Below are 14,764 nucleotides of genomic sequence, written 5' to 3'. Positions count from 1 at the left end.
CATGCTCGACTTCCAACGCTTGGAAGCACTCACTACCCAGCTGGCTGACAAGGCTGCCGATACCGATAGCAAGCGGGGAGAAGCCCAGCGCCCACTGTTTGATGAACAGCTGTTTCATTGCCACGGTAAACTGCTGGTACCTTGTGTGGAAGAAGTCCGCGAAGAAATTCAAGCTCTTAGCCGCGAGCACCAGCAAGGCAAACTGGACCCTACCCGCGCCCAACATATTTGCGAGCGTATTGTCTCGCAAATACAGGCAATCCAACGTGAACTCGCCACCCAGACTATCCGTAAAAACGAGCCCCAGCGCACAAGACACTGGCAAAAGCCGATCTATGAACTCAAGCAAGATCTCGCACAGCACCTGGTATGGGCAAAGCGTCTCGCAGCCATGCAACGCCACAAGGAGCGGGCGCTGAGCCAGTGCCGCTCCGCTGAAGAGCAACAAGTCTTACAAAACGAAGCAGCCACATTGGCAGAGCGCCTGCACCGCTGCCGAATGGCACTGGCAAAAATTGAAAAACAGATCAGCATGCGGGAGCGTAAAGGCTAATGGCACTGCATCTGGTTTATCACCCAATCTATTCGCAGCTCGAACTACCGCCGGAGCACCGCTACCCGATCAACAAGTACCGGATGCTATATCAGTATCTGGAGCTAGAGCTGGGCCTCCGTTCACATCCCCAAATCCGGATACACCAACCTCAACCGGTTGGTATTGATGAAATCAAGCAACTGCACCATCCAGACTATATTGAAAAGCTGTTCGCAAACACTTTGCCGGCGGCCAAAATGCGGCGGATTGGTTTCCCGTGGAGTTCGCAACTCATCGAGCGCACCCTGACCTCGTCTGGCGGGACCAAATTGACCGTCGATTTAGCCTACCAGTACGGCCTCGGTATTCACCTCAGTGGCGGCTATCACCATGCCCATCATGACTTTGGCAGTGGCTTTTGCCTGGTCAACGATTTGGCGCTGGCTGCCCGCCACGCCCTTACCCTGGACGGGATCGATAAAGTCATGATCGTCGACTGTGATGTCCATCATGGTGACGGAACCGCAACGCTACTGGCAAATGATCCGAATATCATCACCTTTTCTGTGCATTGCGACAAAAACTTCCCGGCCCGTAAGCCTGATTCCGATATCGATCTGGCCCTGCCGCGGGAAACAACCACCCGCGAATACCTTGATGCCTTTCGCGGGATCTTGCTTCTGGCTATGGCCCAACACCAACCCGATATGGTGATATATGATGCAGGCGTTGATATCCACCAGCACGATGAATTGGGTTATTTCAATGTCTGTACTCAAGGGATCTACCAGCGCGATCACTTGGTACTGAGCCATTGCCACGAAGCCGGTATCCCTGTTGCCGCGGTAGTTGGTGGCGGTTACCGAAGCGAACACCAACATCTGGTCAAGCTGCATGCCCAGCTTATATACTCAGCCATGGATGTACTGGCATTGCGCTAGTTCGCGTTATTCACCCAACCCTGTGAGCACTATGACAGACTCGACCTCATCACCACTCGACAACGCCCCTGACGACATCAAACTGGCCGTCGATCTCATTTACCTCCTCGAGAGTAACGGGATCGATCCTGAAACCGCGCTGTCGGCTATCAAGATCGTCAAAAATGATCTGGAAGCAAAATTAAAAGCTAAGCAGGGGGAGTAACACACGGTCTTCCCTTAGCATCCGACATTGACGATAGCCTTGCCTGCCAAAACCTTGGCTATCTCAATCCCGTCAAAATTACCACGCCCCAGTAAACTAAAACCGGTCCGCTCCCCTTACCTCCAAGCCATTAGCTCTTCGCAATTGTCAGTATATAACCAGCTCGGTAAGCATAGGCTCGCCATCACACCAAGCGTCAAATAAATGGCAAGACGATAAGCACTGATAATTAAAATATATTTATACCTTTATTTTGATAACAAATAATTTGCACCCGGGTGTTTATCTTATATTTTTATCGTTCTACAATCTTTTTATTAAAAGCACTAATAATATTCAGAAATAAACTTCACTCATATATACCAATTGGAGCCGCAATGAAAAAGGGACTAACACTAACAGCAATCGCTGTTACTGTACTTCTATCGGGCTGTGCATCAGACTCCGATGCAACAAAAACACTTCCTCTCGAAAGCAATCAATCTGAAGTTTCCACTCAAATTCATTCAATTGCTCAGAGTTTACGCCAAGCAGAAGATAAGCTTGACAACGCAAAAAAAGAAGAACTTCAATGGTTTGCAACTAAATACTATCAAGATGCGGATAAGGCCCTGAGTGACGCCAAAGAGTATTATGCGATATTTGAAACCGATCCGAGTAAAGCCCATAGCAGCACGGGATTCTTCAGTTCTCGCACCAATATCCAGGCCGCCGAAGAAGCGTTAAATCAATTCAAGCTCAATATTGCCAAGGCCGAAATAATTCGGGAAAAAGCATTATCGGTTCTGGATGAAGCCTTCTCTTACCGCGCCCAATTACAGTCATTAGATGTCAATAAATATTACCCAAAATCTAATGCGCGCTTAGAGAGCCAGCTCAAAACACTGGTAAACCATATTGCAGATGACCGGATTGAACGTGCGACTTCAGGCCAGCCTGATTTAGTCAGCAAACAACGTGCGCTTGAAGTCAAAACAGTGACCCGCATTTACCTTTCGGCGGCACAAAAAGAATTGGCACGCTTGAAAAATAGCAATATTGCCTTGCATGCCCCGGATACACTGGCAGTTGCCTCTACCCGCGTCACAGCCGCAGAAGCCTTTATTGCTGCCGAGCCGCGCTCGTTCGACAAAATCGAGCACAAAGCCGACGAAGCCATGTTCTCGCTAAACCATGCCGAGCATATCGCCGATGTGGTGCAAAAACTCAAAGCTCTGCCGGAAAAAGACTATGAACGCCACGTACTGACGTTTGAGAAAATGCTGGTCAATATTGCCAAGGCACTGGGTAGCGAGGATCTACGCGATAACCCAATCAGTGAGCAAGGCAAGCTGCTTGTTGCTCTCATTGAAGCGCAAAAGGCCCAATCGAGTGAAGGTGTCCAAAACCATCAGCAACTACTGGCGCAGCTAACAGCTGAACAACAGAAAGTGGCTGAACTAGAGGCATCTCTGGCTTCGCAGCACAAAGCCACAGAACGTGCAGACCAAACCGTCGCCCAGTTGGAAGCCAAAATTGCCGAACTGAACGCGTCGCTAGTCACCGCCTACACCCAAACAAGCGATCCAATTAAAACCGCTCCCCTAACGCAAAAGACAGATCCGAAAATAGCGGGTACTGCAACTGTAGTAGATCATGGAGCTGCCAAAGAGCCCCAAGCTGAAACAGAAGCTATCGACACACCGGCTACCCCGCCAAAACTCAACGCTGAAGTTGAGCCAGTCCCCGCCGGCTGATCCTTTCAAGCGCTCTTAATAATAAGAAGTGGCTAATAAGTCACTTCTTTATTGTTGACCTTTCCCCTAGGGGAAGGTCTAGACTTGTAACAAATAGATAATAATCATTTCTAGCCGTTACATGATGACCTTGCGCCGACCGTATAATTTGCTGGCATTACTTCTGGTGTTGATAACAAGCCTGATTATCAACCCAGTTTTTGCTATGCCCGGTCATCAAGTGCCAGCGGACACTGACTCCACAGCCCCTCATCAAGTCAGTGAAAAAAGTACGGTTCATCAACAAGCCAATGGCCATACCGGACATCATGCCCCGGCACAAGCCGTAACCTCCGCCGACAGCCATGCCAGCCATCAGGCGGCCCTTCATTGTGATAACTGCAATGATAAAACCATGATGGAGGGCAGCCACTGTGACAATAACGGCGATACCAACCATTGCAAGAGCTGTAACAGTAGTCACTGCCAGTACTCAGCCTTGCCGATTTTCTACCTTACTCAACCCGCATTTTCCGACCAAGCGGCGCCGCCGCGTTTATTGGTAAGTGCGCCGATTTCCCGCATCGAGAACAGCCTCCGCCCTCCCATTCACTGATTCGTACTTTGCCTCCACTGGGTAAATAGCTTTCGCTGCCCAGTCGTTATCAATATCGAAAAAGTGAAAAACACATGCAAAAAAACAAGATTTACCGTGCATTAGCTATGGTGTCTCTCATTGGGTTTGCCGCAAACTCGTGGGCCGCTAACCTCCCAGGCAATGCCAGTGCCGATGACAAACCAGCGAGCTTGAATGCACTGATCAACTGGGCCATCGAACATGATATTGCCCAGCAACAAATTCAGTTTCAGGCTGATGCGATCAGCGAGATGGGGATAGCCAACAGCCAATTGATGGATCCCAAATTGAGAATGGGCGTCAACGGGCTGCCTGTCGATAGCTTTGCGTTCGATGAGGATCCCATGACCAACATTTCAGTCGGTCTCATGCAGCAGTTTGGCCGTGGCAATAGCCTGTCTTTGCAACAGAAACAAAGCCAACAGAAGGCCGGAAGTGTGCGCAAACAAGCCGATGTCCGCAGGCTTGATGTCACCCAAACAATCACCAGCGCTTGGATAGAGTTGACCTACCTGGAACAGAGCCACTTACTGATGCAGCAAAACCAAGATCTGTTCCGTGAGCTTACCCGCTATCTGAGCACCAACTATGGCGTTGGCGCTAGCCAGGCTCAGGACTTGATTCAGGCAGAGCTGCAGGTCAACAAAATAGACGAGCAGCTTCAGGCTAACCAGCAGATGCAGCAACGCCTGCGAGCCCAGCTTTCAGAGTGGCTTGGCGAGCAAGCGTGGCAAGTCAAAGCGACAGGCTATCCGCAATGGCTCGCCCTGCAGGAATATTTTGCCAAGGCACCGCACGACCATTATCAGGCTCTCACGGCCCACCCGCGTATCCAGATCGCCGATGAGCTGATTAAAAGTAACGAGACCGGTGTCGAATTGGCGAATGAATCCTATCAGCCCCAGTTCGGTGTCGAAGTCATGTATGCCTACCGTCAGGCCGATCGAATGGATGGATCACCGGCACCTGATTTAGTCAGCGCCTTCGTCACCATGGATCTCCCTTTATTCACAGAAAAGCGCCAAGACAAGAAACTGTCCGCCGCCCAACATCAGGTAGGCGAAGCCAGAACCCAACGCGACCTCACCCTCCGACAAATGCATGCCCAAGTTAGCGCAGCGGCAATTGACAGAGACAACACTCAGCAGCGACTGGTTCGTTACCGCTCAACCTTGCTCAAGCAAGCCAAGGAAAAAACCCAAGCCGTCGAACGCGGCTATCAGAACAATACCAGCCAACTGGATGAATACATCCGAGCAGCCAGCGAGGAGTTGGCTATTGAACTGGAACAGGCCCGTCTTGCTGCCGACCTGCAGCAAGCTAATAACACCTTGGCCTACCTGCTGAACAAATATTAAGGGAAAACATGAAAAACGCATTTTCCATCGCCTTCATCGCTCTCGCTATCGGCGGTGCGCTAGGGTACTTTGCCAACGGTTATTTTTCCGACGGACAATCAAGCGATAGCACTGGCACGGCCAGCAATAAGCCACTTTACTGGGTGGCCCCCATGGATCCGAACTACAAACGAGACAAGCCAGGAAAATCTCCCATGGGGATGGACTTGATCCCTGTCTATGAAGAAGATCTTGCCGGTGGCAGTAATGATCCGGCCGGTACCGTTACTATCAGCCCTGCGGTCGAAAATAACCTCGGCGTCAAAACGACCCAAGTTAAGCGCCAGCAACTGGCACCGAAAATTGATAGCGTCGGCTACGTCAACTTTGATGAGAGTCAGCTGTGGCAAATCAACAGTCGTGTCAGCGGCTGGATCAAAAACCTCAGTGTCAATGCGATTGGTGAGCGCGTGCTTGCCGGACAGGTTCTGTTCGAAATTTACTCGCCAGATCTCGTGAGGGCACAAGAAGAGCTGCTCAATGCCAAGCGTATGGGCAAAGCTGCTCTGGTCAATGGTGCCAAAGACCGCCTGCGCTCTCTGGGCGTGGATAACGGCCAGATCAACGACATTCTCCGCCGCGGCAAAACCCGCCAGTATATTGCAATAAAAGCACCGGCTGATGGTGTGATTGCGACGCTCAACATCCGCAACGGTGCTTATTTGTCACCGCAGCAAACCGTGATCAGCGGCGGCTCTCTATCCGATGTTTGGGTTGATGCCGAAGTCTTCGAGCGCCAGGCCCACTGGATCACCCCCGGTGCTGAGGCCACAATGTGGGTTGATGCCTTGCCGGGCAAAAACTGGCAGGGCAAAGTTGACTACATCTACCCGATCCTCGACCCCGCCACCCGCACCTTGAGGGTTCGTCTCAAGTTCAGCAACCGTGAGGCCAACCTCAAGCCCAACATGTTTGCCAACCTGACCCTGATCCCGCAGACCAAGGAGTCGGTGCTGGTTGTGCCTGAGCAAGCGGTGATCCGCTCCGGCAATATGTCACGGGTCGTCCTTGCTGCAGGTGATGGCAAATACCGCACCGTGCGCATCGAAACCGGGCGGACGGCGGCCGGCATGGTCGAAGTTCTGGATGGCCTGGATCTTAATGACGCCATCGTCACTTCTGCCCACTTTATGATTGATTCGGAATCGAGCCAAAACGCTGATCTCAATAGGATCAATACTCATATCCCGACCGAACCCGTCAGCCAGGTACAAACAACTGGGGTGATCCGAAACATTATGCCGGGTCACAAGATGCTGACTCTGGAACACCCGCCAATCCCCGAGTGGGGCTGGCCAGCAATGACCATGGATTTCACGGTAAGTGACGACAGTGACCTGAGCCAGTTTGTCGGCGGCCAGTCGGTGCGATTTCTAATTACTAAGCAAGACAGTGGCCAGTACACCCTTTCAGAGATACAAGCGGATGGGGCTCACTCTAGCACCAATATGGACCACAGCACCATGGACCACAGCACCATGGACCACCCGCCACAGGTGCCGGCAATGGAGGAGGCTGAACAATGATCAGTGCCGTGATCCGTTGGTCTATCCAGAACCGTTTTTTGGTATTGGTTGCCACCGCTTTTTTAATTGCATCCGGTATATACAGCCTCAAGCGCACCCCGATTGATGCGATACCTGACCTGTCTGACGTGCAGGTTATCATCAAAACCAGCTACCCGGGCCAAGCGCCTCAAGTAGTAGAAGATCAAGTCACCTACCCGCTGACCACCGCCATGCTGGCGGTACCGGGAGCGGAAACCGTTCGCGGCTATTCCTTCTTCGGTGATTCCTATGTCTATATCATCTTCAACGATGATACCGACATGTACTGGGCGCGTTCGCGGGTACTGGAGTATCTCAGCCAGGTTGCCCCCAACCTACCGGACAGTGCCAAGCCGACACTGGGCCCCGATGCCACCGGTGTGGGCTGGATTTACAGCTATGTCCTAGTCGACAAAAGCGGCCAGCATGATCTCAGCGAGCTGAGAAGCCTGCAGGACTGGTTCCTGAAATACGAACTGCAAACCGTTGAAGGCGTATCGGAAATAGTCACTGTTGGCGGGATGGTCAAGCAATATCAAGTTCAGATTGATCCGAACAAACTACGTGCCTACAACCTGACACTCCAACAGGTCAACATGGCGATTCAGGCCGGTAACCAGGAAGCTGGTGCCTCAGTGGTTGAACTGGCTGAAGCCGAGCATATGGTCAGGGCAACCGGCTACGTCTCCAGCATAGACGATCTTAAAAACCTGCCGTTGAAAGTAACGGACAAGGGCACGCCGTTGTTACTGGGTGATATTGCCGATATCAACCTCGGCCCGCAAATGCGGCGCGGGATCTCTGAGCTCAACGGCGAGGGCGAAGCCGTTGGCGGGGTTGTCGTCATGCGCTTTGGCGAAAACGCCCAGCAGGTCATCGGCAACGTGAAAGATAAATTAGCCGATCTTGAACGGAGCTTGCCCGATGGCGTGGAGATCGTCACCACCTATGACCGATCGGGCCTGATCGACAGCGCGGTAAAGAATCTTTACGAAAAACTCATCGAAGAGTTCATCGTCGTTGCCATTGTCTGCGCTCTGTTCTTGTTCCATTTCCGCTCGTCGCTGGTAGTTATGATCAGTCTGCCGATAGGCATCTTGTCGGCGTTTATCATCATGCACTGGCAGGGGATCAACGCCAACATCATGTCGCTGGGTGGCATTGCGATCGCGATTGGTGCCATGGTCGACGGCGCCATCGTGATGATCGAGAACGTGCACAAGCATATCGAGCGAACCCCGCTCAACGATCAAAACCGTTGGCAAGTGATCAGCCGAGCGGCAGAAGAGGTCGGTGCCCCACTGTTTTTCTCGCTGATCATCATCACCTTGAGCTTTGTGCCTGTATTTGCCCTCGAAGGGCAAGAGGGCAAGATGTTCTCGCCATTGGCCTTCACCAAAACCTACGCCATGGCAGCAGCTGCCGGCTTGGCTATCACCCTAGTACCGGTGCTAATGGGCTACCTGATCCGTGGCAATGTCTTGCCCGAGCACAAGAACCCGATCAACCGCTTGGTGATCGCTCTCTATCGCCCATTGCTCAATTTCAGCCTGGCCTTCCCCAAAACAGTTATTGTCATTGCCCTGGCGTTGATGGCATCCGCCTATTATCCAGTACAAAAAATGGGCAGCGAATTCATACCGCCACTGGATGAAGGCGATTTGATGTACATGCCAACAACCTATCCGGGTATCTCTATCGGTAAGGCGCGCGAACTGCTGCAGCAAACCGACAAGCTGATCAAGACCATCCCTGAGGTAAAAACAGTTTGGGGCAAAATCGGCCGGGCTGAAACCGCCACCGATCCGGCTCCTTTAACCATGATCGAAACTATTATCCAACTCAAACCCAAAGAGCAATGGCGAGAAGGAGTGACGACAGAAAGTTTGCGCCGAGAGCTGGATAACTTGATCCAATTCCCGGGCCTGACCAATGCCTGGGTGATGCCGATAAAAACCCGCATCGACATGCTGGCAACCGGTATCAAAACGCCGATTGGGGTCAAAATTGCCGGCCCAGATCTCAAGCAAATTGAACAGATTGGTGCCCAGCTAGAAACCTTGCTGCAAGAAGTTGAAGGCACGGCATCTGTCTATGCCGAGCGGGTCGCCGGCGGCCGCTATATCACCATGGATATCAAACGCCGAGAAGCCGCCCGCTACGGCCTCAATATCCGTGATATCCAACAGGTGATCAGCACCGCTGTCGGCGGCATGAATGTCGGGGAGTCGGTCGAGGGGCTGGAGCGCTACCCGATCAACGTCCGTTATCCGCAGAGCTACCGAGATTCATTGGATAAATTGCGTAACCTACCCTTGGTTACCCCCAACGGTGCCCGAATTGCACTGGCTGATGTGGCCGATATCCGCTTTGAAGACGGGCCACCAATGATCAAAACCGAGAATGCCCGGCCAAACGGCTGGGTCTTCATCGACATCGACGGCCGTGATCTCGGCTCTTACGTTAAGGACGCCCAACAAGTTGTTGCCGAACAACTTGAGCTGCCAGCGGGCTACTCTCTGGTGTGGTCTGGCCAATACGAATACATGGAACGGGCCAAGGCCCGGCTGACCGTCGTCGTCCCCGCCACTATCGCCATCATCATGATGCTGCTCTACCTCAGCTTCCGCCGTGTCGGCGAGGTACTGATCATTATGGGTACCCTGCCGCTGGCAATGGTCGGCGGCATCTGGCTGATGGAATGGCTGGGCTACAACTTCTCGATTGCTGTTGGCGTTGGCTTCATTGCCCTGGCCGGTGTCGCAGTCGAGATCGGGGTCATCATGCTGGTCTATCTCAACCAGGCCTGGAAATACCAGTTGGAAGAGGCTGAGCATACCAAGCAGCCACTGACGCTCGACTCGCTCAACAATGCGATTGTGGAAGGGGCCGGCTTGCGGGTTCGCCCAATCATGATGACCGTCTCAACCGTGATCATCGGCCTGATACCGATCATGTATGGCTCAGGCACCGGCTCCGAGGTCATGCAGCGCATTGCCGCGCCAATGATCGGCGGTATGTCGTCGGCTCTGCTATTGACCCTGGTGGTATTGCCGGCCTCTTTCCAGCTTTGGAAACGCATTAGCTACAAACTAACGAAATAAAAACACACAATTTTCCCGGTGCCTGGCACCGGGTAAGGAATGATGATGAAATTAAATGTTGCTCTTTCGCTGGCTCTAGTACTTGTGGCGCCCTTCAGTTTTGCTGCAGGCGATCATGCCCATCACCAAGAAGGACATGGGACAATGTCTGGCCACGGCGCCATGGCCTCTGCTGTCGGTATGCCGGCACCCGCCTCTCAAGCAAGCCAGACCTACCAGGTCGTACTAACTGATGACATGAAAATGCAATTCGAGCCAAGCCTAGCCATCAAACAAGGGGATGTGGTGCGATTCGTGGTAACGAACAAGGGCCAGATCCCCCATGAGTTTTCGATCGGCAGCATCGATGAGCAAGCCAAGCACCGAGAGATGATGCAGGCCATGCCAAATATGGTGCACCATGACGGTACCACCGTCACCCTCTCCCCTGGGGAAACGACAGAAATGGGATGGCACTTCATGGGGCAGAACTTTGTCGAATTTTCCTGCAACATTCCCGGCCATTCAGAGGCTGGCATGAAGCGTAATACAATTTTGAAATAACGATATGGAACAGGCTATGAAATACCTAATACCTACCCTCCTTCTCGCGCTAGGCGGTGGCCAGGCAATGGCAAGTGTTGATGCGCAAGCTTTCGCAGCGCTCTCCCCACAGCAGGCACTCGAGCAGTCCCATCAGTGGCACCGAACGGGCGAGGCAAGCGTGAAAGTCATGCCGGATGCTATTCACGCCGAGTTTACCGATGGTACAAAAGCAACGGTAGCGATCGACGATGAATTCCTGCTCTCCATTGCCCCATACGAACAGGTGACCCATGGCTGTACCTTCCATGTCCCGACCGGCTGCCAGGGGGAAATGGTCAACAAAGCGATGATGGTAGAAATAAAAGATACCCAGACCAACGAAGTGGTTCAGTCTGGCATGGTCAAAACCCAGAAAGACGGGTTCATTGATTTCTGGATGCCGAAAAATGGCCACTACAAATTCACCTTCACCTATCAGGGCAAGACCGCTTCCGAGGTACTGAGTACGGACAACGAAAGCCGTACCTGCATCACCACCATGCAGCTACTTTAACTCACTCCCCTATACAATCTCGGCCCTGCAGACATTAACGCAGCAGGGCCATATCACTCTTGCCCATACCTTATCCCCTTGCTCCTGGTCTCTCACAATACTTTGACTTTCAAACTATATGATCGCAAAATAGATTGATCATCAAAATATATAAATATCAAACAAAACAGCTTACACCAATCAGGAAAACACTCATGCACAGCGAGAATTTGCAGCAATGGCAGCACAGCCATGACTTTGTCCCACTCAACCACCAAGGCGAACAACGGACACTCTGGGTCCTCGGGCTGACCATGGTTACCATGGTGGCAGAAATCACCGCAGGCACACTATTTGGCTCGATGGCGCTACTGGCAGATGGTTGGCACATGGGTACCCATGCGGCGGCTTTCCTGATCACCCTGTTTGCCTACCGCTATGCCCGCAAGCATGCCAGCAACCCGGCCTTCTCCTTCGGTACCGGCAAAGTCAGCGTGCTCGGCGGCTTCACCAGCGCCATCGCCCTTGGCCTGGTCGCTCTGCTGATGCTGGTTGAGTCATTTCAGCGCCTGTTCAACCCGCAGGCCATTCAGTTCAATGAAGCTATTCTGGTGGCCCTGATTGGTTTGGTGGTCAACATTATTAGTGTCTTCCTGCTGCACGGCCACAGCCACAGCCACAGCCACGATGATCATGGCCACCACCACGGCCACACGCACGACCATGACCACAGCCATAGCCATAGCCACGACCATAACCTGCGTGCCGCCTATTTCCATGTCTTGGCTGACGCCCTCACTTCGCTGTTGGCTATTGTGGCCCTGCTGTTTGGTAAATACCTCGGCTACAACTGGCTGGATGCCGTTATGGGGATGGTCGGTGCGGTCATTATTACCCGCTGGGCATGGGGGTTGATAAAGCAAACCAGTCCGATCTTGCTCGACGGCAATATTGACCATACCTACCAGCAAAAAATCATCGCGGCGCTTGAGAATGAAGCGGATAGCAAAGTCAGTGATATCCACATCTGGAAAGTCAGCGCCGACCATTATGCGGCAATGATATCGCTGGTTACCCACCAACCCAGACCCGCTATGGAATACAAGCAATTGCTGGCAGAATTCGATAAACTTAGCCATCTCACGATAGAGGTCAACCCGTGCCAGACGGCACCCTGACAACGAGACAAAAATGAAAGACATTGAACAGTTGAACCACGCCATTATCGAATTTTACGAAAAACTCTCTTCTTGGGAGCAATCTGTCGTCCGTGGCAAGGGCTTCTCCCTGCCACAGATCCATGTTGTTGAAATTCTCGGTGCCCATGGTGCAATGCGGATGAAGGAGCTGGCGGATAAAATTGGCGTCACCACCGGCACCCTGACTGTTCAGGTCGACAAAATGGTCAAGCTGGGCCTGCTGGTACGCCGTCCGCATGAATCTGATCGCCGGTCGATCCTGGTTGAGCTCACCGCTGAGGGCGAAGCATTGTACCGCGAGCATGATCAGCTTCACCTCAGCCTGACGCAGGACATCACCGCCAAGCTCAGCGCAGAAGAGTGCCGACAACTACTCGCCAGCCTGACCAAAATAAACCAAGAGTTCTAACTAAACGTCTCTCCCTCCTTCTATATGCAGGTGCGCGAAGCGCCTGTATATCCCTCCCCCTAATATGCACAGACACTCTTATTAAGTGGCCGAATAAACATCACATAATTATTAATTCATCGATAATTTGTTGGTAACTTCACACCACCCGCTTACAATCCTGAACCATTCCTGAATAACAGTTGTCTGCTTCTAGACACACTTTCGATACTCGGCTGCTAACAGCCCCGGCCAACTGAGTTTGGCCTGAATGGATACGGACATGAACGATACCACCTACGGCCAGTACAACCCGGCTTTTCAGTTTTCTTTTTTACACCCACGCCACTGGCTACTGTGGACAGCAATGCCAGTTATACTATTGCTTGCCCTTTTGCCCCATGGGGCACGAAAAACCATTTCCCGTTTCGCGGCCAAGCTGATTTTAAAGAAAAAAAGAGGAGCAAAGCGCCGAGCACTGAAAAACATCGAGCTGTGCTTTCCCGATTACGACGACAAACAGCGATTGGCGCTGCTGGAAGACACCTTCACCGTCGCAGGCTGTATTTTGCTTGGCTTCGCTCAGCCTTTTATTAAGGGCCGCCGTTATATGCTAAACAGCCATGATGTCCGAGGGCTTGAACACTTGGAGGCCCTGCAGGCCGAAGACAAGAACATCATCATGCTGGTGCCCCACAACTGGGCCATAGACTTTTCCGCACTCTACTTTGCGGCCAACGATATGCCGATGGTGGCGATGATCAAGCCACAAACCAACCCCATCATCAACTGGCTGATGAACGTTCAGCGCAAGCAGTTCGGCGGGCGCATTTATCAACGTAGCCAGGGGATCAAACCTTATCTGCGCTCAATCAAAGAAGGCTATCTGGCCTATTACCTGCCGGATGAAGAGCACTCGCTCCAGCAGAGTGTGTTCGCCCCGTTCTTCGGCCACGAAAAAGCCACAGTGAAAGGCGTGGGTAAACTGGCCAAACTTTCCAATGCTGCGGTGCTGCCGGTCTTTCCGGCATACGACTTAGCCACAGGCAAATTTACCATTTCCATCAAGCCGCCGTTAAACGACTTTCCATCAGGCGATGAATTCCGAGATGCCACGCGGATGAACCAGGAGCTGGAGGCCATGATCTGCCAGCAGCCAGAGCAATATATGTGGATCCTCAAGATCTTGCGTACCCACCCCGATGGCAGCAGGCGCTATTAACGGGGACCGATGACCGCTAGCTGGCGGTCAAGCATAATGAGAAAGGGCCGAATGCACTTTGCATCCGGCCCCAACAGATCCCTCATCGGATTTTATGGTGCGGCGCCGCAAGTCGCGCCTAACGTTATACGGTTTCTAGCACTTTCACCCGCAGACCATCATCGACTTGCTGCAACGCCTCAAGCAGCTGTTCTATATCCACCTCTGTCGGCACATCAACCTGCAGCTCGGCAAAAAATAACGCCTGTCCGAGATCGGGCACGCCGATACGGTGGTTTTCGATTTTCACGATGCCGATCCCGATGTTGTCTAGGATACGGGTAATATCATTGACGATACCCGGGCGGTCACTCGACTCAACCTTCAAAGTAAGGTGATCAGTTTTGATGTCACCGACATGTCTGGCTTCAATGACCCGGACATCCAATTCTTGCTGGGATTGAAAAAGCTCCTTGAGCTGGCTAACTGACTGGGCAGGAATATCAATTTTCAAAATCCCGACGACTTGGTTATCCAGCCTGTTAATTTTACTGATCAGCCACTTTCCCCCAAGCTCATGCGTCTTGGCTGCCAATTTATTGATAAGTTGAGGATGATCTTGTCCCGCCAGTGTTACGGTTAGTTGAGTATTCATACGCGCTCCCCCTCTACACTCGAGCCAGAAAAAAACTGGCTATATAGTCAGACTAGCAAGCAAGATGAAACCGTGCCGTGATAAGGCTCCATTCTGGTTACGAAAAAGTCCGGTTACCCGTATTGAATTCACAAATCCATATAAAAAAGCCAGTTACTCACGTAACTGGCTCGTTAGTAATGT

Annotated in this window: 14 protein-coding genes; 12 read left to right on the top strand and 2 right to left on the bottom strand. The window is 52.1% G+C overall.

The window, feature by feature from the left end; genetic code table 11:
- The first annotated feature begins 1 nt into the window (after nt 1).
- The 4 genes from PTW35_RS04610 (at nt 2) to PTW35_RS04595 (ending at nt 3,417) form a co-directional block, all read left to right on the top strand.
- Nucleotides 2-553: a primosomal replication protein gene (locus tag PTW35_RS04610; RefSeq protein WP_281026704.1), complete on the top strand. Its 552-nt coding sequence runs from the start codon at nt 2-4 to the stop codon at nt 551-553.
- Nucleotides 553-1,476 carry a histone deacetylase gene (locus tag PTW35_RS04605; RefSeq protein ID WP_281026703.1) on the top strand — a complete coding sequence of 308 codons (924 nt, stop codon included), beginning with the start codon at nt 553-555 and terminating at the stop codon, nt 1,474-1,476. The genes PTW35_RS04610 and PTW35_RS04605 overlap by 1 nt, the downstream gene beginning before the upstream one ends.
- Before the next feature lie 31 nt (nt 1,477-1,507).
- Entirely contained in the window at nt 1,508-1,681 is a 174-nt protein-coding gene (gene rsmS / locus PTW35_RS04600) for a pleiotropic regulatory protein RsmS (protein ID WP_281026702.1), read from the top strand.
- 278 nt (nt 1,682-1,959) lie between these two features.
- Complete coding sequence (locus tag PTW35_RS04595) at nt 1,960-3,417, top strand: hypothetical protein (protein WP_281026701.1); 1,458 nt, start codon at nt 1,960-1,962, stop codon at nt 3,415-3,417.
- 157 nt (nt 3,418-3,574) lie between these two features.
- Here the strand turns inward: PTW35_RS04595 and PTW35_RS04590 are convergent, their stop codons facing one another.
- A complete protein-coding gene (locus tag PTW35_RS04590) occupies nt 3,575-3,880 on the bottom strand; it encodes a hypothetical protein (protein WP_281026700.1) in 306 nt (101 codons plus the stop codon).
- A 206-nt stretch (nt 3,881-4,086) separates the two neighbouring features.
- Between PTW35_RS04590 and PTW35_RS04585 the strand changes: the two genes are divergently transcribed.
- The 8 genes from PTW35_RS04585 (at nt 4,087) to lpxM (ending at nt 13,947) form a co-directional block, all read left to right on the top strand.
- Nucleotides 4,087-5,391 carry a TolC family protein gene (locus tag PTW35_RS04585; protein ID WP_281026699.1) on the top strand — a complete coding sequence of 435 codons (1,305 nt, stop codon included), beginning with the start codon at nt 4,087-4,089 and terminating at the stop codon, nt 5,389-5,391.
- An 8-nt stretch (nt 5,392-5,399) separates the two neighbouring features.
- Nucleotides 5,400-6,956, top strand: coding sequence for an efflux RND transporter periplasmic adaptor subunit (locus tag PTW35_RS04580; protein ID WP_281026698.1), 1,557 nt, complete (start codon nt 5,400-5,402; stop codon nt 6,954-6,956).
- Entirely contained in the window at nt 6,953-10,081 is a 3,129-nt protein-coding gene (locus PTW35_RS04575) for an efflux RND transporter permease subunit (protein ID WP_281026697.1), read from the top strand. The genes PTW35_RS04580 and PTW35_RS04575 overlap by 4 nt, the downstream gene beginning before the upstream one ends.
- A gap of 45 nt (nt 10,082-10,126) precedes the next feature.
- Complete coding sequence (locus PTW35_RS04570) at nt 10,127-10,624, top strand: cupredoxin family protein (protein WP_281027431.1); 498 nt, start codon at nt 10,127-10,129, stop codon at nt 10,622-10,624.
- A 16-nt stretch (nt 10,625-10,640) separates the two neighbouring features.
- Complete coding sequence (locus PTW35_RS04565; protein ID WP_281026696.1) at nt 10,641-11,159, top strand: CueP family metal-binding protein; 519 nt, start codon at nt 10,641-10,643, stop codon at nt 11,157-11,159.
- Nucleotides 11,160-11,353: 194 nt separating this feature from the next.
- A complete protein-coding gene (gene dmeF / locus PTW35_RS04560) occupies nt 11,354-12,316 on the top strand; it encodes a CDF family Co(II)/Ni(II) efflux transporter DmeF (protein WP_281026695.1) in 963 nt (320 codons plus the stop codon).
- Nucleotides 12,317-12,329: 13 nt separating this feature from the next.
- Nucleotides 12,330-12,746, top strand: coding sequence for a MarR family transcriptional regulator (locus PTW35_RS04555; protein WP_281026694.1), 417 nt, complete (start codon nt 12,330-12,332; stop codon nt 12,744-12,746).
- Between the two features lie 262 nt (nt 12,747-13,008).
- Nucleotides 13,009-13,947: a lauroyl-Kdo(2)-lipid IV(A) myristoyltransferase gene (lpxM, locus tag PTW35_RS04550; RefSeq protein WP_281026693.1), complete on the top strand. Its 939-nt coding sequence runs from the start codon at nt 13,009-13,011 to the stop codon at nt 13,945-13,947.
- Between the two features lie 124 nt (nt 13,948-14,071).
- On the opposite strand, the gene PTW35_RS04545 is transcribed toward lpxM, so the two are convergent.
- Complete coding sequence (locus PTW35_RS04545) at nt 14,072-14,581, bottom strand: ACT domain-containing protein (protein WP_281026692.1); 510 nt, start codon at nt 14,579-14,581, stop codon at nt 14,072-14,074.
- Nucleotides 14,582-14,764: the final 183 nt, after the last annotated feature.

Origin of the sequence: Photobacterium sp. DA100 (genome assembly GCF_029223585.1) — a bacterium.
GTDB lineage: Bacteria > Pseudomonadota > Gammaproteobacteria > Enterobacterales > Vibrionaceae > Photobacterium.
The sequence above is the reverse complement of the archived record's forward strand: the minus strand, read 5'-3'. Positions and strand labels throughout refer to the sequence as shown.

What these genes read in the sequence shown, in the direction of transcription:
- rsmS (WP_281026702.1), top strand. Translation starts at nt 1,508, where the DNA reads ATGACAGACTCGACCTCATCACCACTCGACAACGCCCCTGACGACATC.
- PTW35_RS04575 (WP_281026697.1), top strand. Translation starts at nt 6,953, where the DNA reads ATGATCAGTGCCGTGATCCGTTGGTCTATCCAGAACCGTTTTTTGGTA.
- PTW35_RS04585 (WP_281026699.1), top strand. Translation starts at nt 4,087, where the DNA reads ATGCAAAAAAACAAGATTTACCGTGCATTAGCTATGGTGTCTCTCATT.
- PTW35_RS04545 (WP_281026692.1), bottom strand. Translation starts at nt 14,581, where the DNA reads ATGAATACTCAACTAACCGTAACACTGGCGGGACAAGATCATCCTCAA.
- PTW35_RS04610 (WP_281026704.1), top strand. Translation starts at nt 2, where the DNA reads ATGCTCGACTTCCAACGCTTGGAAGCACTCACTACCCAGCTGGCTGAC.
- PTW35_RS04580 (WP_281026698.1), top strand. Translation starts at nt 5,400, where the DNA reads ATGAAAAACGCATTTTCCATCGCCTTCATCGCTCTCGCTATCGGCGGT.
- lpxM (WP_281026693.1), top strand. Translation starts at nt 13,009, where the DNA reads ATGAACGATACCACCTACGGCCAGTACAACCCGGCTTTTCAGTTTTCT.
- PTW35_RS04570 (WP_281027431.1), top strand. Translation starts at nt 10,127, where the DNA reads ATGAAATTAAATGTTGCTCTTTCGCTGGCTCTAGTACTTGTGGCGCCC.
- PTW35_RS04605 (WP_281026703.1), top strand. Translation starts at nt 553, where the DNA reads ATGGCACTGCATCTGGTTTATCACCCAATCTATTCGCAGCTCGAACTA.
- PTW35_RS04565 (WP_281026696.1), top strand. Translation starts at nt 10,641, where the DNA reads ATGAAATACCTAATACCTACCCTCCTTCTCGCGCTAGGCGGTGGCCAG.
- PTW35_RS04555 (WP_281026694.1), top strand. Translation starts at nt 12,330, where the DNA reads ATGAAAGACATTGAACAGTTGAACCACGCCATTATCGAATTTTACGAA.
- dmeF (WP_281026695.1), top strand. Translation starts at nt 11,354, where the DNA reads ATGCACAGCGAGAATTTGCAGCAATGGCAGCACAGCCATGACTTTGTC.